This window comes from Enterobacter cloacae complex sp. I3 (assembly GCF_014896175.1).
In the GTDB taxonomy this organism is placed as follows: domain Bacteria; phylum Pseudomonadota; class Gammaproteobacteria; order Enterobacterales; family Enterobacteriaceae; genus Enterobacter; species Enterobacter bugandensis.
In genome coordinates this window covers 81,968-100,312 of sequence record NZ_JADBQZ010000001.1, presented here as the reverse complement: position 1 = coordinate 100,312, position 18,345 = coordinate 81,968, and the positions used below count along the sequence as shown (strand labels likewise).

At 57.1% G+C, this 18,345-nt stretch carries 19 protein-coding genes; 3 read left to right on the top strand and 16 right to left on the bottom strand.

Features of this window, described 5'->3' with window-relative positions:
• Positions 1 to 126 precede the first annotated feature (126 nt).
• The 5 genes from IM271_RS00415 to IM271_RS00395 form a co-directional block, all read right to left on the bottom strand.
• Positions 127 to 1,425, bottom strand: a complete 1,299-nt coding sequence (locus IM271_RS00415) for an ATP-binding protein (protein ID WP_193051954.1) — start codon at positions 1,423 to 1,425, stop codon at positions 127 to 129.
• A complete protein-coding gene (locus tag IM271_RS00410; RefSeq protein WP_028013158.1) occupies positions 1,422 to 2,162 on the bottom strand; it encodes a response regulator in 741 nt (246 codons plus the stop codon). Before IM271_RS00410 ends, IM271_RS00415 begins: the two co-directional genes overlap by 4 nt.
• A 44-nt stretch (positions 2,163 to 2,206) precedes the next feature.
• Positions 2,207 to 3,202 (bottom strand): alpha/beta fold hydrolase, encoded by a 996-nt coding sequence (locus IM271_RS00405; protein WP_193051953.1) that lies wholly within the window; start codon positions 3,200 to 3,202, stop codon positions 2,207 to 2,209.
• Positions 3,203 to 3,347: 145 nt separating this feature from the next.
• Positions 3,348 to 3,788, bottom strand: coding sequence for a GNAT family N-acetyltransferase (locus IM271_RS00400; protein ID WP_193051952.1), 441 nt, complete (start codon positions 3,786 to 3,788; stop codon positions 3,348 to 3,350).
• 12 nt (positions 3,789 to 3,800) lie between these two features.
• Positions 3,801 to 4,271 carry a GNAT family N-acetyltransferase gene (locus tag IM271_RS00395; protein ID WP_136343270.1) on the bottom strand — a complete coding sequence of 157 codons (471 nt, stop codon included), beginning with the start codon at positions 4,269 to 4,271 and terminating at the stop codon, positions 3,801 to 3,803.
• A gap of 144 nt (positions 4,272 to 4,415) precedes the next feature.
• Between IM271_RS00395 and IM271_RS00390 the strand changes: the two genes are divergently transcribed.
• Positions 4,416 to 4,964, top strand: a complete 549-nt coding sequence (locus IM271_RS00390) for a GNAT family N-acetyltransferase (RefSeq protein WP_028013154.1) — start codon at positions 4,416 to 4,418, stop codon at positions 4,962 to 4,964.
• On the opposite strand, the gene IM271_RS00385 is transcribed toward IM271_RS00390, so the two are convergent.
• The 8 genes from IM271_RS00385 to sad form a co-directional block, all read right to left on the bottom strand.
• A complete protein-coding gene (locus IM271_RS00385; RefSeq protein WP_028013153.1) occupies positions 4,952 to 5,866 on the bottom strand; it encodes a bestrophin family protein in 915 nt (304 codons plus the stop codon). The two genes, IM271_RS00390 and IM271_RS00385, sit on opposite strands and share 13 nt — an antisense overlap.
• Before the next feature lie 200 nt (positions 5,867 to 6,066).
• A complete protein-coding gene (locus IM271_RS00380) occupies positions 6,067 to 7,518 on the bottom strand; it encodes a tagaturonate reductase (RefSeq protein WP_193051951.1) in 1,452 nt (483 codons plus the stop codon).
• Positions 7,519 to 7,634: 116 nt separating this feature from the next.
• A complete protein-coding gene (locus IM271_RS00375) occupies positions 7,635 to 8,162 on the bottom strand; it encodes a GNAT family N-acetyltransferase (protein ID WP_028013151.1) in 528 nt (175 codons plus the stop codon).
• 83 nt (positions 8,163 to 8,245) lie between these two features.
• Positions 8,246 to 9,211 (bottom strand): sensor domain-containing diguanylate cyclase, encoded by a 966-nt coding sequence (locus tag IM271_RS00370; RefSeq protein ID WP_028013150.1) that lies wholly within the window; start codon positions 9,209 to 9,211, stop codon positions 8,246 to 8,248.
• Positions 9,212 to 9,381: 170 nt separating this feature from the next.
• On the bottom strand, positions 9,382 to 9,744 hold the full coding sequence (locus IM271_RS00365; RefSeq protein WP_045260515.1) for a DUF4186 domain-containing protein: 363 nt from the start codon (positions 9,742 to 9,744) through the stop codon (positions 9,382 to 9,384).
• On the bottom strand, positions 9,744 to 10,670 hold the full coding sequence (gene glsB / locus IM271_RS00360) for a glutaminase B (protein WP_028013148.1): 927 nt from the start codon (positions 10,668 to 10,670) through the stop codon (positions 9,744 to 9,746). Before glsB ends, IM271_RS00365 begins: the two co-directional genes overlap by 1 nt.
• Before the next feature lie 62 nt (positions 10,671 to 10,732).
• Positions 10,733 to 12,322: a methyl-accepting chemotaxis protein gene (locus IM271_RS00355; protein ID WP_193051950.1), complete on the bottom strand. Its 1,590-nt coding sequence runs from the start codon at positions 12,320 to 12,322 to the stop codon at positions 10,733 to 10,735.
• 107 nt (positions 12,323 to 12,429) lie between these two features.
• Positions 12,430 to 13,818 (bottom strand): succinate-semialdehyde dehydrogenase, encoded by a 1,389-nt coding sequence (gene sad, locus IM271_RS00350; protein ID WP_193051949.1) that lies wholly within the window; start codon positions 13,816 to 13,818, stop codon positions 12,430 to 12,432.
• Between the two features lie 98 nt (positions 13,819 to 13,916).
• Here sad and IM271_RS00345 point away from each other — a divergent pair, with 98 nt between their 5' ends.
• Complete coding sequence (locus IM271_RS00345) at positions 13,917 to 14,795, top strand: LysR family transcriptional regulator (protein WP_163332330.1); 879 nt, start codon at positions 13,917 to 13,919, stop codon at positions 14,793 to 14,795.
• On the opposite strand, the gene IM271_RS00340 is transcribed toward IM271_RS00345, so the two are convergent.
• The 3 genes from IM271_RS00340 to IM271_RS00330 all read right to left on the bottom strand — a co-directional run bounded on the left by IM271_RS00340 (position 14,749) and on the right by IM271_RS00330 (position 16,931).
• Positions 14,749 to 15,231, bottom strand: coding sequence for a GNAT family N-acetyltransferase (locus tag IM271_RS00340; RefSeq protein ID WP_047368544.1), 483 nt, complete (start codon positions 15,229 to 15,231; stop codon positions 14,749 to 14,751). The genes IM271_RS00345 and IM271_RS00340 overlap by 47 nt on opposite strands.
• 90 nt (positions 15,232 to 15,321) lie before the next feature.
• A complete protein-coding gene (locus tag IM271_RS00335) occupies positions 15,322 to 16,116 on the bottom strand; it encodes a PhzF family phenazine biosynthesis protein (protein ID WP_045260511.1) in 795 nt (264 codons plus the stop codon).
• Positions 16,117 to 16,142: 26 nt separating this feature from the next.
• Positions 16,143 to 16,931, bottom strand: coding sequence for a PhzF family phenazine biosynthesis protein (locus IM271_RS00330; protein WP_049137834.1), 789 nt, complete (start codon positions 16,929 to 16,931; stop codon positions 16,143 to 16,145).
• A gap of 177 nt (positions 16,932 to 17,108) precedes the next feature.
• On the opposite strand from IM271_RS00330, the gene IM271_RS00325 reads away from it, so the two are divergent.
• Positions 17,109 to 18,305, top strand: coding sequence for a sugar transporter (locus IM271_RS00325; RefSeq protein WP_193051948.1), 1,197 nt, complete (start codon positions 17,109 to 17,111; stop codon positions 18,303 to 18,305).
• The last annotated feature ends 40 nt before the right edge of the window (positions 18,306 to 18,345 follow it).

Here is an 18,345-nt window from a genome sequence, read left to right as displayed (position 1 = left end):
CAATACAAGTCCTGCGACGCTGCAGTGAGGCTATTTCATCGTGCGGATGTGTTCAGGATATGTGTAAAAGCGTGGGTTTTTGTCTGGCTCTGTATCGGCCTCGCGGGGAGATACAGAACCGTACAATTAAAGGCGCGGGAGAGTAATCGAAACGTCCAGCCCGCCCTCTGCGCGGTTCTCCAGCTTTAGCTTTCCGTCCAGCTGAGCGGTGAGCTGCGCTGCGATCGCCAGGCCGAGTCCTGTCCCGCCGGTGTCGCGGTTGCGTGATGTTTCTACCCGATAAAACGGCTGTAATACCGCCTCCAGCTCGGCATCCGGTATCCCAGGCCCGCCGTCCATGATGTGAATCACCACCTCTCCGGCAGCCGAGTCATCAATGCTAATGGTGGCGTAGTCGCCAAATTTCAGGGCGTTATCCAGCAGGTTGGTCATCACCCGGCGCAGCGCCTGTGGACGCGTGACGATGGGCAAACGGTTTTCGCCTGCCTGAAACTGCACGTTTTTACCGATGTCCTGATAATCGCAGGCGATGCTGTTTATCCAGGCGTTCAGCTCCAGCTTCAGCGAGGTCTCTTCCAGTGATTCTGATGACCGGGCATACGCAATACCCTCCCGCACCAGACGCGACATGTTATCAAGGTCGTTTAAGAGCTTGTCGCGCAGGTCAGGCTGATCCGCCATTTCAACACGAAGCTTCATGCGGGTAATGGGCGTCTGGAGATCGTGCGATATGGATGCCAGGATCTGCGCCCGCTCCCTGAGATAGGACTGAATGCGCGCCTGCATCGCGTTGAAGGCATGTGCTGCCCGCTGCACCTCGATCGGCCCCTTTTCCGTCATTGGCGTGTTGGCGGCCGGGTCCAGGGAGTCTACCGCGCGGGTAAACTGTGAAAAAGGCCGTATCACCTGGCGTACGGCGATCCAGGAGCAGGCAGCCAGCACGAGCAACTGCAGAATAAGAACAACGGGCAGCCAGCTGGCGACCGGCGGCATCCGAGGGATCAGGTCAATGGTCAGCGGTGCGCCATCATGTAGCGTGAGATGCGCCTGGATATGTGAAATGGCGCCGGGAACGGCGGTGAAGCTGAGCGGGTACTGTGCCGCAAGCGTCGCTTTTAAGGTTCGGATGGCGTCCCGGGAACGCTTGTCCGTCGGCGCGTTGCCAGGATCTCCCGGCCCCAGAATATAGCGATAGTTACCCCGTTCAAGGCGCGGCAGCCAGGCTGCGCGCTCGCTGGCGGGTAAGCGGTCTAAAATAGCCACGCTGGTCGCGACATCGTATTCCAGATTACCGAGCATCACCGTTCGGGCGCTGTGCATTCGCTCTATCATGACCAGCGTCAGGCTCAGGGCATTGGCGAGCAACAGGCCGGGCAGCACGACGATCAGCAAGCGGGCCAGCAGCGAGCGAGGCCAGAGCGTCATTCGTTAGCCTCTTTGATGGTGACCGGCATGGTAAACACATAGCCCTCGCTGCGCACGGTTTTGATATACGCGGGCGTGCGGGCATCTTCATTCAGACGCTGGCGAACCCGGCTAACCAGCAGGTCGATTGAGCGTTCAAACAGCTCGGCATCACGCCCCTGCGTCAGGTTGAGCAGCTGATCGCGGGTCAGCACCCGCTGCGGGTGGTCAAGGAAAACGCGTAGCAGGCGATACTCCGCCCCGCTGAGCGCCACAATCACCCCTTCCGGGTCGATCAGGTGGCGGGCAACGGTATCGAGCTGCCATTCGCCGAACGTCACCAGCCGCCCTGCTTCCGTCACCTGTAAATTGGGCGGCATCGTGCGAAAACGGCGTAAAATCGCTTTGATACGCGCCAGCAATTCTCGCGCGACGAAAGGCTTTACGACGTAATCGTCGGCTCCCATTTCCAGACCCAGGATCCTGTCCGTCTCCTCGTTGCGCGCCGTCAGCATCAGGATGGGCAGATCTTTATATTTCCCGACGCGTAATTGCCGACACAGCGTAAGCCCGTCGTCGCCGGGCATCATAACGTCCAGCACCACCAGGTCGATATGCTGCTTGTCCAGCACGACGCGCATCTCTTTGCCGTTTGCCGCGCCGGAGGCGCGATAACCGGACTTAACGAGATAGTCGATAATCAGTTCACGAATATCCCTGTCGTCATCGACGACAAGGATATGATCAATATGCTCCACCGAAATCTCCAGACCGAAGGGTAACGTACTGAAAATAGCACATTTCAGAGTTTGTCAGCGTCAACAACTGCCTTGACGAAATCCTGCGGATCTTCCTGAGGCGGATTGTGCCCCACGGTTGCGCCGAAGGTACGGTGTTCATACTTACCGGTGAATTTACCCGCGTAGGCCTGCGGTGCCGGATGCGGCGCCCCGTTGTTTCCGCCTTCGATGGTGATCGTCGGAACGGTGATATTCGGCAGCGTGGCCAGTTTTTGCTCGTAGGCGTCGTATTTGCGCTCGCCTTTTTCCAGCCCTAAGCGCCAGCGATAGTTGCTGAGCGTTACCGCAACGTGATCCGGGTTATCAAGGGATTTGGCGCTGGCGTTAAAGACAGCGTCGCTAAATTTCCAGTCAGGTGAGGCCTGAGACCAGATCAAACGAGCGAAGTCATGCGTGTTTTTGGCATAGCCTTCAGCGCCGCGCTCGGTGGCGAAATAGAACTGATACCACCACTGCTGCTCTGCTTTTGGCGGCAACGGCTGTTTGCCAATCTGCTGGCTGCTGATGAGATAACCACTTACCGAAACGAGCGACTTAACGCGCTCTGGCCACAGCGCCGCAACGATATCGGCCGTACGGGCACCCCAGTCATAGCCTGCAAACACCGCCTGCTTGATATTCAGGGCGTCCATCAGGTTCACGATATCTTTCGCCATCGCGGAAGGCTGGCCGTTGCGCGGCGTTTTTGCCGACAGGAAGCGCGTAGTACCGTAGCCGCGCAGAGAAGGCACAATCACGCGATAGCCTTTTGCCGCCAGCGCTGGCGCGACTTCAGCGTAGCTGTGAATATCGTAGGGCCAGCCGTGTAACAGAATGACCGGTTGGCCGTCTTGAGGACCAATGTCGACATACCCGACGTTAAGATCGCCGGCGTTAATTTGCTGTGGACGATCGAAAGCCGCCGCTAAGTTAGTGCCGGTGACTTCGGCCTGACATGACATGACGGTGCCAAGGGAAACGGTGAGAGCAAGCGTTGAATAAGCGAGTTTGCTGAACATGTTGGTATCTCCGGTTGAGTACAATTCACGGGGATATAACAACAGTTCAATGTATAGCGGATATGTGCGGAAACGCGTTTATTGCAAGCCTGTGTATGTATCTGGAACACGGATACAGTGTGATACAAACACAGGCGTTTTTGCCTTAAAGGGAGAGACGATAGCGGACGTAATCGTCAGCGTCACCGTATCGATCGTAGAGTTTACGTGCCGGATTGTTCTCCCGGGTAACCCAGTAGAGCTTTGACCACCCTTCGCGCTTGCCTTCCGCTATCAAGGCATCAATCAGCGCCTTACCCGCTCCCGCGCCGCGCTCGGCTACATCAACAAACAGATCTTCCAGGTAGCAGATGGGCGCGGTTGACCAGGTTCCTTCGTGCAGAACACACATTGCGAAACCGATGACCTTTGCGTCTTTCTCTACCACGCGGCAGAACATCGGTGAATGCGCTGAGAGCGCCCTTTCCCATGTCGATGCGGTAACGGACTCCTCTAGGTAGCAATCATAAAAATGGGTATAGCCATCCCACAGCGGTCGCCACTGGGGATAGTCGTCTTCGCGTAGAGGTCTTACCGTGACAGCCATGCGTTCCTCACATTACAAGTCGATTGCCATTTCAAAACAGCGTAAATCAGCCCCCGCCATACGCGAGTGATGATAGTTTTCGCGCAGCGTCACAAACCCCAGCTTCTGATAGAAGGAGTGGGCGTTAGGCGTTGCATCCAGCCTCAGGCGGGTTATCCCCCGGCTGCGCGCCTCGTGTGTAAGCGCCTCGATAATTCTGGTCGCCATGCCTTTTCCGGTGGCTGAAGGCAAGGTGAATATGGCCTCCAGACAATGGGTATCAAGATCCAGATAGCCGGTAGCCGCAATGACGCCCTTCTCGTCTTCCACCACGTAAAAAGGGTATTCAATGACCATTTGACGGTAATGCTCGGGCATAAGATCCGGCGTCCAGCGTGCAATCACGTCAGCGTCGTAGCTGGTTTTGCAGCCGTGACGAATCGCCTGATTGCGTATATTCCAGAGTATTTCGGCTTCCTGTGGATGAGCAGTTCGTAACGTCATATCACCTCTTCGATATTTCGTCATGAAAGAGACTTTGCCCAGTTTTGGTAGTGAATAACCACAGCACGCCTCACCAGAATGTGATAGAGATGAAAATACCAGAACGCAAACAAAAACATAACGCTTAAATAAGGAGATCCGCAGATGACAATACCGACCCTCACGACAGAACGTCTCCTGCTGAAACCGCTGGTCGCCGAAGATGCGGTTCAGATTCAAAAGCTGTATCCGCGCTGGGAGATCGTTCGCTATTTGGTCTCTTCCGTGCCCTGGCCCTACCCGGATAATGGCGCGGAAAACTATGTGAATAACGTCGCGCTGCCGGATATGGCAAAAGGGATAGCCTGGATCTGGAGCATCCGCCGTCGTGAGGTGCCGGATGCGTTGATGGGGATTATCTGTCTGTACGATGTTGACGATAATAACCGCGGATTCTGGCTGGCGCCGGAGTTTCAGGGACAGGGATATATGCGTGAGGCCAGCATTGCCGCGACGGATTACTGGTTTAATACGCTCAACAAACCCGTTTTGCGGGCGCCGAAGGCCGCCGCGAACAGCCGCTCCCGTCGTATTTCAGACAGCAGCGGCATGCGGCTCATCAGAACAGAAAAGAAAGCCTACGTCAGCGGGATATTGGACTCCGAACTGTGGGAGATCACCCGCGACGAGTGGAACGCCCATCAGGTCAGCTGATAGTGCTTATCCGGCATCAGCCTCTCCGGAATGTTCTCTTCATCGTTCATCTGCAGCAGATCGCGTTCCATCATGTTGCAGATGGCGTCCAGCGGAAGGTCGTTATCTTCTGTGCCAAACGGGTCTTCCAGCTCTTCCGCCAGGGTGTCCAGCGAGATAAAGGTGTATGAGATCAGCGCCGAGACAAACGGCGTCATGTAGTGCAGATCCACAACCAGCGCGAACGGCAGCATGATGCAAAACAGATACACCGTGCGGTGCAAAATCAGCGTATAGGCAAACGGCACTGGCGTTGTCGCAATCCGTTCACAGCCGGAAAGGACGATGGACATATCGTTCAGGCGGTTGTTAAGGCTGTGGAACAGGATGTCCGAAAGCTGCCCGTTACGCCGCCGCACGGCCAGCCACTCCCCCATGACCAGCAAAATACGGTTCGCCGGCGAGTTGGCGCCCATTACCTGAGCTAAAACGTCCGGGGCAAGATAGCGAGAGAGCTGATCAGCGTTCATTTCCCGGCGCAGGGTCATGCGCAGGCAGTTGGCAAAGGCGATCTGCAGGCGGACAAATTCCCCCAGGTGCTTATCGTCCGGCAAGGTGTTTTTTACCTCGCGAAACAGCGAGCGTGCCGCTATCATCAGTTGCCCCCACAGCTGGCGAGCCTCAACGTAGCGTGAATAGCAGGCGTTGTTTCTGAAACCAAGAAAGATTGCGATCGCCACGCCGAGAATGCTAAATGGCGCCACGGTAAATTTGATGCCCAGCGAGGTATACCACGGCAGCATCAGGATAACGGCGATAGAAAGCAGGAAGTTGAGCAGCAGTCGGGTATAGATTTTGGGAAGTACCGAACCGTGCCAGACAAAAATCAGTTGTAGCCAGTGCTGTTTAGGACGAACAATCATAGTGAGTTTCAGGCAAGAAAAGAGCGTGGCTATTAAACGTGATCCCCATCACGGTTGCAAGCATGTTAACGGAACATTGCATTCTCTCACCTGAAGAATGAAAACCGCACGGTGCTGCATTTGATTTTAAAAACAGGGTAAATAGTATGTTGTAACTAAAATAATGCCTTTTTAAACCCGGCCGAAGCCGGGTCACGTAATTAGCAAAGCGGCTTCACCGCTGCGCGCATGCCCTTCAGCAGAATGGCATCAAGATCCCGCGTCACCTGATCAACCAGACCGTCCACCTTCGTCAGGTCCTGCTCCCAGTGCGCTTCTACGCTCAGCACGGCGTGCACCAGTTCGCGGGTAGCGAGCTGATTATCGCGATGCTGCGCCCATAGCTGTTGATAACGTTCCAGCCAGAACGCATCATCCTGCACCGGATAGTTCGCTCCGTTACGCTCCGCGCGATAAAATGCGATCAGTGCCGCTAACGCAAACGTCAGACGCGCTGGCAGTTGACCTGAGGCCTTCTGCCCTGCCAGCAGCTGCGGAAGAATACGCGTGCGATACTTGGTCATGCCGTTGAGCGCGATGGAAAGCAGCTGGTGTCTGATGTAGGGATTTCGAAAACGCCCTGTTACCGCGCTGGCGAACGACTCCAGTTCGTCGCGGGGCAAATCGAGAACCGGAATAATTTCCTCATAAATTGCTTTTTCGACGAAAGCGCACACGTCTTCATCATTCATCGCCTCGCCAACCGTATCCAGCCCGGCCTGATAGGCCACCGGTACCAGCGCCGTGTGCGCACCGTTAAGAATGGCGACTTTACGCTCTTTATAGGGCTTGATGTCGTCGACAATCAGCACATTTAACGGGTACTTATCCAGGCGCAGTTCACCAGCCAGCGAGGCTGGCCCCTGAATTACAAACAGATAAAAGTGTTCAGCCGTGTCCAGGAACCCATCGTGATAACCCAGCTCGGCCTCAAGCGTGTCCACTTCATCGCGCGGGTAACCGGTCACGATACGGTCAACCAGCGTTGAGCAGAAGTAGTTTGCCTCGTTCAGCCACTGGATAAAGGCGGCAGGCAGCGCCCACTCCTGGGCATAGCGCAACACAAATTCACGCAATGCGTCACCGTTGTAGTCAATGAGTTCACACGGAATGATAACCCAGCCCTTGTCAGGCGCGCCGTTAAAGTGGCTAAAGCGCTCAAACAGCAGGCGCGTTAGCTTCGCCGGGTAGCTGACGGCTGGCGCATCGTCGAATTTATCCCCCGCGTGATAGCTGATTCCGGCTTCGGTGGTGTTCGAGAAAACAAAGCGCATATCCGGACTGTGTGCCAGTTTCAGAAAGGCGTCGTAATCGTCGTAGACGCTGATTTCACGGTTAACAGAGCGGATAAGTCGGGCTTCACTCACCTCTTCGCCCTGCTCATTCAGGCCACGAATGATGGTGGTGTACAACCCATCCTGCGTGTTCAGCGACGGCGGGAAGTCGCTCTGAATAGGACGAACGATAACCACACCGGCGTTGAGATCGGTATGTTCATTCAAAAGGTCAATTTGCCAGTCGACAAACGCACGCAGGAAATTGCCTTCGCCAAACTGAATAATGCGTTCGGGATACTGCGCACCGGGAAAATCACGACGGTTGAGCGTGTTCACAAGAGGGTTCCTTTTATGATTAGTCATACAGCCTGATAAGATTGGTACGATAACTTATCAAAACTTTACGACCAGAAACCCTGTTTCGATCAATCCCCGGCGTGGTTGTGAAAAAATTATAAGAATTTATAGAACACCGACGTGGCCGTCATAGCGCCGTCCGGCATCAGGGCGTAGCGCGGGATCTCACCGACCTTTTGCCAGCCGGCACGCTGGTAGAAGGTTTCGGCGCCGCTGCCGGTGGAGGTATCGAGCACCAGAACCGAAATGTTTCTGGCCCGGGCCTCCGCTTCCAGCGCTTCCATCAGCGCCATTGCGGCCCCTTTTCGACGCGCTTTTTCATGAACCAGCAGCTTTGCCACGTCCGCACGGTGCGGCTGGTTTTCCGGCTGGTCGGTAATCATTTGCACCGTGCCGATGACGCCCTCCTGCGGATCAATACTGGCCAGCACCACGCGCTCGTTGCGCCCTACGCTGTCAGCTATGCCGAGCCAGAATGAACGGGCCTTCTCCAGGTTAAAAGGCAGCATAAAGCTGACGGATGCGCCGCCGTTTACGCAGTTTTCGAGGATCCCGGCCAGCGCATCAAGATGGGTGAGAATGTCGTCGCGGGTGAGGTTTTTGATTTGCAGTGAGGTATTCATTTTTTTGTCCTTACGAAGAATACCCTCACTTTGCATTTAACATTTCATTAACGCAAACGGAACGGTCATACGCTTTTGTTATGTCATCTGGCCCGCTGCCGCTGCTGCTTCATGGCATACATTTTTTCATCGGCATCTTTGAGCCACTGCTGCAGGTCGTTGCCGTTATGATCGAATTCGCTCAGCCCCCAGGAGAACAGAAGCGACCACGGATGTAGCTTGCGTGCATTGTAGTTTTCGACCTGCTCGGCGAGATACTGCATGGCAATCCACGCGCCCTTCTCATCCGTATCAGCAAACAGCACGGCAAACTCATCGCCACCAAAACGAACCAGCATATCCGCTTCGCGGAAAGAGGCGCGCATCAGCTGCGCCATGGTCTTTAACGCCTTATCCCCCTCTTCGTGCCCGTAGCGATCGTTAATCTCCTTGAAACGATCCAGATCCAGCCAGCCGAGCGTTAACGGCTCGGCCCGGCGTCGGGCGATGGAGAGCGTGAACCGCACGAGCTGGTTAAAGCCCCGCCGGTTGAATAATCCGGTCAATTCATCCGTGGTCGCCGCGCTGATTGCCGCAAACTCATCTTCAGCCAGCGCGCCCAAATCCCCCAGCACGGCGAGATCGGTCGCTGAGAACTCCCGCGGTGCGTAGTCAATCAGGCAAAGCGAGCCAACGCTTGCGCCGTTGCGTAAACGCAGCGGAAAGCCTGCGTAAAACCGCACGCGAGGTTCGCCGGCCACCAGCGGGTTATCCGCAAAACGATCGTCCTGAAGCATATCCCCGACGATCAGCGGTGCTTCGGTGAGGATGGTATGGCCACAAAAAGAGATGTTGCGCGGAACGGAATCGGGTGCCTGCCCATCCGCAGACTTAACGATCAGCGTATGCTCATCAATAAGGTTGACCATGGCCAGCGGTACCTGGAAAAAGCGTTTTGCCAGACGCGTTAAGCGGTCAAACGCCGGGGAACTGTCAATCTCAAGCAGACCCGATTCGCGCAGCGCGTTAAGTCTGTCAATTTCATTTTCAGGTGTTGCAGGTGCTTTCATAATGTCTCCTGACGTAAAGCGTTACTCAAAGCGTAGCTTAAACCGAGACATTGTCAGCGTTCGACGTCCTGTTAAGCCGCTATCCATTTCACGTCAATGCGTTATGACGATTTGCTCGTCCGCCAGCCAGGTACGAGGCTGCAGGCGGTAAGCGCAGAACGCATTAAATATCATTTTTGGGCGTTCATCTGTATCACCAGCCAGCGGTGGATCACGCTGACGATATAATGTTGCTGCTGCGCGCTCAGCTGCACGCCCTGGGGAATGTTATGCCATTTTGCCAGACAGCCCCGGCAGCAGGTCGCGGTGGCATGCTGGGCGATAAACACCGGGTGGCCACGCATGGGCGTCTGCTTGCCGTCGTTTGCGGGTTGCGCGGGTGCAAGGCGTTTAGCGACAAAATCGGCGGCATGCTGGTCAATGGTTTCGGGGCCTTTGTCCCAGCAGTACTGTCGTTCCTTATTGCCTAAGCGGAAGCGCGAGCGAAACGTCGATCGCGCCAGGCGGGAAAAGAGGGGATCCAGGTCAGACATCAGTATACAGAACGTCCCAGGCGCTGGGTCAGCTTCTCAAGAACCGCCACGCCGGCAAGTGAATTTCCCGTTTCATCCAGCTCCGGGCTCCAGACGGCAATCGCCATTTCATGCGGCACTATCGCCACCACCCCGCCGCCAACGCCCGATTTGGCCGGAAGGCCAACCCGCCAGGCAAACTCCCCGGCGTTCTGATACATGCCGCTGGTAGCCATCAGGGCGTTAACCTGACGCGCCTGAAGCGGGGAAACCACCTCCTGATCGAGATGCGGCGCGTGCCCCTGGTGCGCAAGGAACAGAAACGTCTGAGCCAGCTCAACGCAGTTCATCTTCAGGGCGCAGTAATGGAAGTAGTTTTGCAGCACGGTCGCCACGTCGTTGTGGAAGTTACCGAAGGATTTCATCAGCCAGGCGATAGCCGCGTTGCGGGCCGAGTGTTCAAACTCCGAGCGCGCCACCACCGAATCATAGGCAATATCGTCCACGCCAGAAAGCTGACGAACAATCTCAAGCATTCGCTGACGCGGTGCGCTGAGGCGGCTTTGCAGCATATCGCAGACCACCAGCGCCCCGGCGTTGATAAAAGGGTTACGCGGTTTACCCTGCTCGATTTCGAGCTGAAGCAGTGAGTTAAAGGGCTGGCCGGACGGATCTTTTCCCACGCGCTGCCAGATCTCTTCTTCCTCATACTGGCGCATCGCCGCGACCAGACTCAGCACTTTAGAAATAGACTGAATAGAAAAGCGTTCAGTGGCATCGCCTGCCTGGTATCGCTGTCCGTCTATGGTACAGATAGCGATGCCCAGCTTATTCCCGCTCACCGAGGCAAGGGCCGGAATGTAGTCGGCTACCTTCCCCTTTCCTAATAACGGACGAACCTGCGCCAGAATCTCGTCCAGCATCTCATTATGGATGACCGCAGCCACTCTTTGCTCCTTGCCCTCAGGCTAAAACGGGCTGCGAGTATAACAGAGGCTAATGTATTGCGTCAGGCGCTAAGACGAAAACGCGAAACGGCCTGCAATAAAAGATCGGACTGCTTTTGCAGGCGTTCAGAGGCCTCCGAGGCGTCAGAAACCAGCAGATCCGTCTGGCGCGAGACCTGATTCAGCGCCTGAAGCTGGCGCGTCATCTGGTGAATACTTTCTCCCTGACTGAGCGTGGCGGTCGAGATTTCATTCAGCAAACTGCTTAAATTGCCCACCAGACCGGTGACCTGCTGCAGGTTCTCTTCCATCAGATTCACGGCGCGGGAGCCGTCTTCAATGCCCTGCACGGAGCGGTTGATCAACTCCTGAATGGTCTGCGTCGAGTGGCTGCTCTTTCGCGCCAGGAGGCCGACTTCCCGGGCTACGACGGCAAACCCGCGCCCCTGGTTTCCGGCATGGGCGGCCTCAATGGCGGCGTTGAGCGCCAGAATGTTAGTCTGAAACGCCACGCTGTCGATCATCGCCACGATCCCGCGCATCTCTGACGATCGCTCGACGATCGCCTGCATGGAGGCATTCACGGTCGACATCATCTGGTCGCCTCCTGCGGCAGCCTGACGCGCTTCATCCGCGCGCGAGCTGGCGAGCCGGGCATAGCCGGTATTCCCTTCCACGTGGGTTTCCAGCGCTGCGATATGCGCTGTGACCTCCTCCAGCTCCTTTGCCTGACGCGCCGACTGCTGGTAAAGCTTCTGGTTTCCCTCCGCGAGGGAGCCAATGTTCTCCACCATCGTGGCTGTGGCGTGGCTGACCTGCGTCACCAGCTGCTGCAAGCCGCGCTGCATGGTGGCAACGCTGTCGCTAAGCTGTCCCGTCTCCCGGTTAAAGCGCATCACGTTCGGCGGCGTGCCGGAGAGATCTCCAGCGGCCAGCCGGTTAATATGCGCAATAAGCCGACGCAATGGCGTAATCACCCACCTGGACATGCCGAACCAGACGGCTGCGGCGATGGCGAGCAGCAGAACCGGCGCCAGCAGGAACAACGTTTGCAGACCGGAGAGCTGCGCCATTAAGGCCTGACGCCCCTGCATGGCCTGCTTCTCGCTGGCCTGCTGATAGCGCGCGTAGTTGTCGTTAAAGTCGGTCTGAAACGCCTGTGCCGGCACGGCAAAAAAGGCATCAATGGAGTTGGTTCTGACAAGCGCTTCCGATTGCTCCTTAATGGCATCGTAGAAAAGCTGGTAACTGTTAATCAGCGCTTCATCTTTTGGCGGGCTGAGCGCCAGCCAGTCCTTCCATGCCTGCTGAGAAACCGCCAGCGACTTTTGTGCGTCGTCCATCAGGCTGTGCCAGCTTCCTTCCGAGCCGGTTTCTTTATCCTGCATAAACCAGACGCCGGAGCGGTTGAGCAGATCGCTCGCCGCCAGCAGAGAGACGCGCGCCAGATCCAGCTTGCTCTGCTGCTGATACGCCAGCAGGTTTTGCCGTTCATTGCGCTGAGCTTCCTTCAGGGAGGCGTTCAGCAGAAAGGATGAGGAGAGCTGCAGCGCGGAGAAAAGGCCAATAATACAAAAGATACCCGTCAGCAGGCCAAACTGGCGAGGGATAAGACGCTGCGCAATACGGCGAAAAATTTGCGTTAGGTTCATAATTTTCTTCAGTAACAAGACGTTAGACGCGTGCGAGTCTACGAAACGAAAATGACAGAACCATTGCAGATAAATGACAACGGCCCTCGTGATGAGGGCCGAATAAATTACACGCGATCCTTCCACACCGTCTGCACATTACAGAACTCGTGCAAACCAAAATGGGAAAGCTCGCGGCCAAAGCCACTTTTCTTCACGCCACCAAAGGCCACGCGCGCGTCGCTAGCGCTGTATCCGTTGATAAACACCCCACCGCACTCCAGCTCGCGAGAGAATTTATCCGCAAGCGCTGCGTCGGCGGTGAAGACCGTGGCAGACAGGCCAAAGTCGCTGTCATTGGCAAGCGTCAGGGCGTGCGCCGCATCTTTCGCTACGGTAATGGCCGCGACCGGACCAAACAGCTCCTGGCGGAAGGCCGTCATCGACGGGGTGACGTTCGCCAGCACGGTTGGCGCGTAATAATTCCCCTCACCGCTGATTTTTTCTCCCCCCAGCAGCAGCGTTGCCCCTTCTGCCAGGCTCGCCTGCACCTGCTGATGCAGTTCATCGCGCAGATCATAGCGCGCCATCGGGCCAAGGTAGTTCTCTTCTTCATCCGGCGAGCCCATCTTTAACGCGGAGACGGCGTCAACGAAGCGTCGGGTAAAAGTGTCTGCAATACCCTCTTCCACAATGAACCGTTTGGCCGCCGCGCACACCTGCCCGGTATTCTGGTAGCGCCCTGCTACCGCCGCCTTCACGGCAAGATCCAGGTCGGCATCGTTGAGAACGATGAACGGGTCAGACCCCCCCAGCTCAAGAACGCATTTTTTCAGCGCCGCCCCCGCCTGCGCGCCAATGGCGGCCCCGGCGCGCACGCTGCCGGTAACGGTTACCGCCGCAATGCGACGATCGTTAATCGCCTGGCTTACGCCGTCATTGGTGGCGTTCACCCAGCCGAATACCCCTTCAGGGAAGCCGGCGTCCGCAAAAATCTGCGCGATAAGTTCCGCCGAGCCGAGCACGTTGGGCGCGTGTTTGAGCAGATAGCTATTACCTGCCAGCAGGATCGGCACCGCGCCGCGCAGCACCTGCCAGAGCGGGAAGTTCCACGGCATCACCGCCAGAATTGGCCCCAGCGGACGATACTTGATGACCGCGTTGTCATTCTCGACCTGCGTGGGTTCAGCATTCAGCATCGCCGGGCCATGTTCGGCATACCAGTCGCAAAGGCCCGCTGATTTCGCCACTTCCGCCCGCGCCTGCTGAATGGGTTTTCCCATCTCGCGGGACATCATTCGGGCCATCTCTTCCGCGCGACCGCGCAGCGCGGTGCCGAGATCGCGCAGCTTCTGCGCCCGGTGGGCTACGCTTTCGCACCGCCAGTGACGAAAGCCCGCATCAGCCAGCGCGATGGCACGTTCAACCTCTTCCTGCGTCGCCCAAGGATACGAGGCGAGCGTTTCACCCGTTGCAGGGTTAACGGACAGAGCATGTGTAGCAGATGAATATTTCATGATTTTCTCCACGCATTTCGGTTGATTAAGTGTGGCTCACTCTGCTATTTCTTAAAAATGAATAATACTGACCACCTTATTCACGAAACGAGAATGCTATGGACTTAACCCAGCTTGAAATGTTTAACGCCGTCGCGCTGACGGGCAGCATCACCCAGGCGGCGCAGAAGGTGCATCGCGTTCCTTCGAATCTGACGACCCGCATCCGCCAGCTGGAGGCCGATCTTGGCGTGGAGCTGTTTATTCGTGAGAACCAGCGCTTGCGCTTATCTCCCGCCGGGCATAACTTCCTGCGCTACAGCAGGCAGATCCTGGCGCTGGTGGATGAAGCGCGCATGGTCGTTGCGGGCGATGAGCCGCAGGGGCTGTTTGCCCTCGGCGCGCTGGAGAGCACCGCCGCCGTGCGCATCCCTGAGACGCTGGCGCAGTTTAACCAGCGCTATCCGCGCATCCAGTTTGCCCTTTCTACCGGGCCGTCCGGGACGATGATTGATGGCGTACTGGAGGGAACCCTGAGCGCCGCCTTTGTCGACGGGCCGCTGTCGCACCCGGAGCTGGAGGGGATGCCGGTCTACCGGGAAGAGATGATGCTGGTCACCCCTGCCGGGCAGACAGAGGTAACGCGCGCTGCGCAGGTGAGCGGCAGCGATGTTTATGCCTTTCGCGCAAACTGCTCGTATCGCCGACACCTGGAGAGCTGGTTTCATGCAGACAGAGCCGCGCCGGGACGCATTCATGAGATGGAGTCCTATCACGGCATGCTGGCCTGCGTCATCGCGGGCGCGGGCATCGCACTGATGCCGCGCACAATGCTGGAAAGTATGCCGGGCCACCATCAGGTTGAAGCCTGGCCGCTGGCGGAAAACTGGCGCTGGCTCACCACCTGGCTGGTGTGGCGACGCGGGGCGATGACCCGCCAGCTGGAAGCGTTTATAGCGCTGCTAAACGAACGTCTTCAACCAGCGCCTTCTCCATAAAAAGGCTAAGCGGATCGTCCACATATGGGGCAAACGCCGGACGCCGATCGTAGCCGCTTCGTTCATAAAGCCGAATCGCGGCATGCTGTTTGATGCCCGTTTCCAGCCGTACGGTATGGCAGTGACGGCTCAGGGCCTCATCTTCCAGCGCGGCCAGCAGCTTCTCAGCCAGATGTTGCCCGCGATGGGCCGGATCGATATAAACCCGCTTCATCTCCCCCGTTCCGTCGCCGTTGAGCACGATAGCTCCACAGCCAACGGCCTGAAGCTGCGGGTCGCGGACGATCATCAGGATAAGGGATGTCGCGGGCAGTTCTGAAAGATCGAGCAGATGGTTGCTTTCGGCGGGATAGAGTTCGCTCTGATAACGGTCGAGGGCCGCAATCAGCATAAGAATGTCCGGGTGACGTGCAGATTCAGAGGTAATGGAATACATGGCAGGCTCCTTGCTTTATTTGTGAAACTCAATGTCAACATAGCGCAGGCCTGCCAGGCTGCTTCATAGTATTAACTTATCGCGCAGCCGCTAGCGTAAAAAGATCCGCCCTTTCAGGTACAGCGTGGCCTGGCCGGCAATGAGTACGCGATCTCCCTTCAGCTCGCAGCGAAGATCCCCGCCGCGGTACGACACCTGGCGGGCGTTGAGCGACGTCTTACCCAGCCTTTCACTCCAGTAGGGGATCAGCATGCTGTGCGTGGACCCGGTAACCGGATCTTCCGGCACCCCTTCGCCCGGGCAGAAAAAGCGGCTGACGAAGTCATATTCCCCTTCGCCCGGCGCGGTTACGCAGACCATTTTGCCCAGCGGAACCATCGCGCCAATATCCGGCATTAATGCCTCCACCTGCTGCTGGCTCTCCAGCACCACGCAGTAGTCTCGCCCGACGCGCACCTCTTTTGCCGCCGGGATGCCCAGCGCGCTAAACAGTGCAGGCGGTGGGTTATCGACGACCTCCGTGGACCATGCGGGGAAATTCAGCGTCAGCCAGTCGCCGCTGCGTTTGACCGTCAGCTCCCCCACGAAGCGCGTGGTAAAGTGGATTTCCGTGTGCGGATAGTCCAGATACTCAAAAATGACGTGTGATGCCGCGAGGGTCGCATGGCCGCAGAGGTTAATTTCATGCAGCGTGGTGAACCAGCGCAGTTCAAATCCGCCGTCGGTTCGCACAAAAAACGCGGTTTCCGACTGATTATGCTGCTGTGCCATTTTGAGAAGCGTCTCGTCCGGCAGCCACTCTTCCAGAGGACATACCGCTGCCGCGTTGCCGCCAAAGGTTTTGTCGCTGAAGGCATCCACCAGATAAAAATCAATTTCCCGCATTGTCTCTTCCTCTTTTGTTATCAGTTTTAGCGCAGATACACAGTGCCTTTCAGGTAGCACGACGCTTGACCGCTCATCAATACGCGCTCCCCTTTCAGCTCGCAGCGCACATCCCCGCCGCGCGCCGAAACCTGACGGGCAAACATTGCCGTTTTCCCCAGCTTTTCGCTCCAGTAGGGGATCAGCATCGTGTGCGCGGATCCAGTCACCGGATCTTCCGGAACGGCAACGCCCGGTGAGAAGAAGCGGCTGACAAAGTCATATTCCCCTTCACCCGGTGCCGTCACGCTCACTTTATGCTCGCCCGGCGTCATTGCCGAAAAGCGCGGCGCAAGCGCTTCAACCTGCCGGGGATTTTCCAGCACAATCACCCAGGCGCGGCCTTTACGGGCTGCAACGTAATGGCGGATACCGAGCGCCGCGAGCATCTCCGGCGGCGGCGTCTCTTCACGGGTCGGGCACGCCGGGAAGTCCAGCGTCATCCACTCTCCCTCCCGGCTGACCGTCAGTCGGCCAGAGGCGGTATCAAAGTGGATCCGCGAGTCGGGGTAATCGAGTTCATTAAACAGAACGTACGCGGCGGCCAGGGTGGCGTGACCGCAGAGATTGACTTCAGTGAGCGTGGTAAACCAGCGTAGCTCAATGCCGCCCTTAGTGCAGACGAAAAATGCGGTTTCCGACTGATTATGCTGCTGCGCCATTTTCAGTAACGTCTCATCCGGCAGCCATTCGTTCAGCGGGCAAACCGCTGCCGGATTGCCGCCGAACGAGGTATTGCTGAACGCATCTACCAGATAAAAATCAATCTCCTGCATTGTCTTACCGCCTGTCTTTGCTGTGTTGTACTTTTATATTCAATGAAAACAACGCCCCCGGCTACCGCTTTCATAAGGTAAATATTGAGATCTGCGTCACATAATGGTTGAGTTTTCGCCGTATGCCGTTTTAAGATCGCCTTCTCATCTTTCCAGCAACGAATCTCCGACATCCCTATGACAACGAACACAGTTTCCCGCAGGGTCGCGTGGCTACGCGTGGTCACGCTGGCCATTGCCGCATTTATTTTTAACACCACAGAATTTGTTCCGGTTGGGCTGTTGTCTGACATAGCAGAAAGCTTCCAGATGGAAACGGCGCAGGTGGGGATTATGTTAACTATCTACGCCTGGGTGGTGGCGCTGATGTCTTTGCCGTTTATGTTGCTGACCAGCCAGATGGAGCGGCGCAGGCTGTTGATCGGCCTGTTTGCCCTGTTCATTGCCAGCCATGTCCTGTCGTTTATGGCGTGGAATTTTACGGTGCTGGTCATTAGCCGCATCGGCATTGCCTTTGCCCACGCGGTGTTCTGGTCGATCACCGCGTCGCTGGCTATTCGGCTCGCGCCGGCGGGTAAACGCGCCCAGGCCTTGAGCCTGATTGCCACCGGCACCGCGCTGGCGATGGTGCTGGGGCTGCCCATTGGCCGCATCGTAGGACAGTACTTCGGCTGGCGTACCACCTTCTTTGCCATCGGCATGGGCGCGCTGGTGACGCTGGTGTGTCTGATTAAGCTGCTGCCCGCGCTGCCAAGCGAACATTCCGGCTCGCTGAAAAGCCTGCCGCTGCTGATGCGTCGCCCGGCGCTGCTGAGTATCTACCTGCTTACCGTTATCGTGGTCACCGCGCACTACACGGCGTACAGCTACATTGAACCGTTTGTGCAGGTGGTCGCGGGTTTTAGCGCAAACTTTGCCACCCTCTTACTGCTCATTCTCGGCGGCGCGGGCATTATTGGCAGCGTGCTGTTTGGTAAACTGGGTAACCAGCATGCCTCCTTGCTGGTGAGCAGCGCCATCGGCCTGCTGCTGGCGTGCCTGGTGCTGCTGCTGCCTGCGTCAGGCAGCGAAAGCCAGCTGGCGATCCTGAGCCTGTTCTGGGGCGTGGCGATCATGATTATTGGTCTCGGTATGCAGGTGAAAGTCCTGGTTCTGGCGCCGGATGCCACGGACGTGGCGATGTCGCTGTTCTCGGGGATATTCAATCTGGGGATTGGCGCGGGGGCGCTGGTGGGCAATCAGATTAGCCTACACGTATCGATGTCGGCGATTGGCTATCTGGGGGCGATTCCGGCGCTCGTCGCGCTCGTCTGGTCGGTACTCATCTTCCGCAAGTGGCCGGTGGCGCTGGAGGAACAGGGGCAGCACGGGTGAGGTGCGTTTGTGCCGGGCAAGGCGTAGCCGCCACCCGGCA

What these genes read in the sequence shown, in the direction of transcription:
- IM271_RS00415 (WP_193051954.1), bottom strand. Translation starts at nt 1,425, where the DNA reads ATGACGCTCTGGCCTCGCTCGCTGCTGGCCCGCTTGCTGATCGTCGTG.
- IM271_RS00405 (WP_193051953.1), bottom strand. Translation starts at nt 3,202, where the DNA reads ATGTTCAGCAAACTCGCTTATTCAACGCTTGCTCTCACCGTTTCCCTT.
- IM271_RS00400 (WP_193051952.1), bottom strand. Translation starts at nt 3,788, where the DNA reads ATGGCTGTCACGGTAAGACCTCTACGCGAAGACGACTATCCCCAGTGG.
- IM271_RS00395 (WP_136343270.1), bottom strand. Translation starts at nt 4,271, where the DNA reads ATGACGTTACGAACTGCTCATCCACAGGAAGCCGAAATACTCTGGAAT.
- IM271_RS00390 (WP_028013154.1), top strand. Translation starts at nt 4,416, where the DNA reads ATGACAATACCGACCCTCACGACAGAACGTCTCCTGCTGAAACCGCTG.
- IM271_RS00385 (WP_028013153.1), bottom strand. Translation starts at nt 5,866, where the DNA reads ATGATTGTTCGTCCTAAACAGCACTGGCTACAACTGATTTTTGTCTGG.
- IM271_RS00375 (WP_028013151.1), bottom strand. Translation starts at nt 8,162, where the DNA reads ATGAATACCTCACTGCAAATCAAAAACCTCACCCGCGACGACATTCTC.
- IM271_RS00370 (WP_028013150.1), bottom strand. Translation starts at nt 9,211, where the DNA reads ATGAAAGCACCTGCAACACCTGAAAATGAAATTGACAGACTTAACGCG.
- IM271_RS00365 (WP_045260515.1), bottom strand. Translation starts at nt 9,744, where the DNA reads ATGTCTGACCTGGATCCCCTCTTTTCCCGCCTGGCGCGATCGACGTTT.
- IM271_RS00355 (WP_193051950.1), bottom strand. Translation starts at nt 12,322, where the DNA reads ATGAACCTAACGCAAATTTTTCGCCGTATTGCGCAGCGTCTTATCCCT.
- sad (WP_193051949.1), bottom strand. Translation starts at nt 13,818, where the DNA reads ATGAAATATTCATCTGCTACACATGCTCTGTCCGTTAACCCTGCAACG.
- IM271_RS00345 (WP_163332330.1), top strand. Translation starts at nt 13,917, where the DNA reads ATGGACTTAACCCAGCTTGAAATGTTTAACGCCGTCGCGCTGACGGGC.
- IM271_RS00340 (WP_047368544.1), bottom strand. Translation starts at nt 15,231, where the DNA reads ATGTATTCCATTACCTCTGAATCTGCACGTCACCCGGACATTCTTATG.
- IM271_RS00335 (WP_045260511.1), bottom strand. Translation starts at nt 16,116, where the DNA reads ATGCGGGAAATTGATTTTTATCTGGTGGATGCCTTCAGCGACAAAACC.
- IM271_RS00330 (WP_049137834.1), bottom strand. Translation starts at nt 16,931, where the DNA reads ATGCAGGAGATTGATTTTTATCTGGTAGATGCGTTCAGCAATACCTCG.
- IM271_RS00325 (WP_193051948.1), top strand. Translation starts at nt 17,109, where the DNA reads ATGACAACGAACACAGTTTCCCGCAGGGTCGCGTGGCTACGCGTGGTC.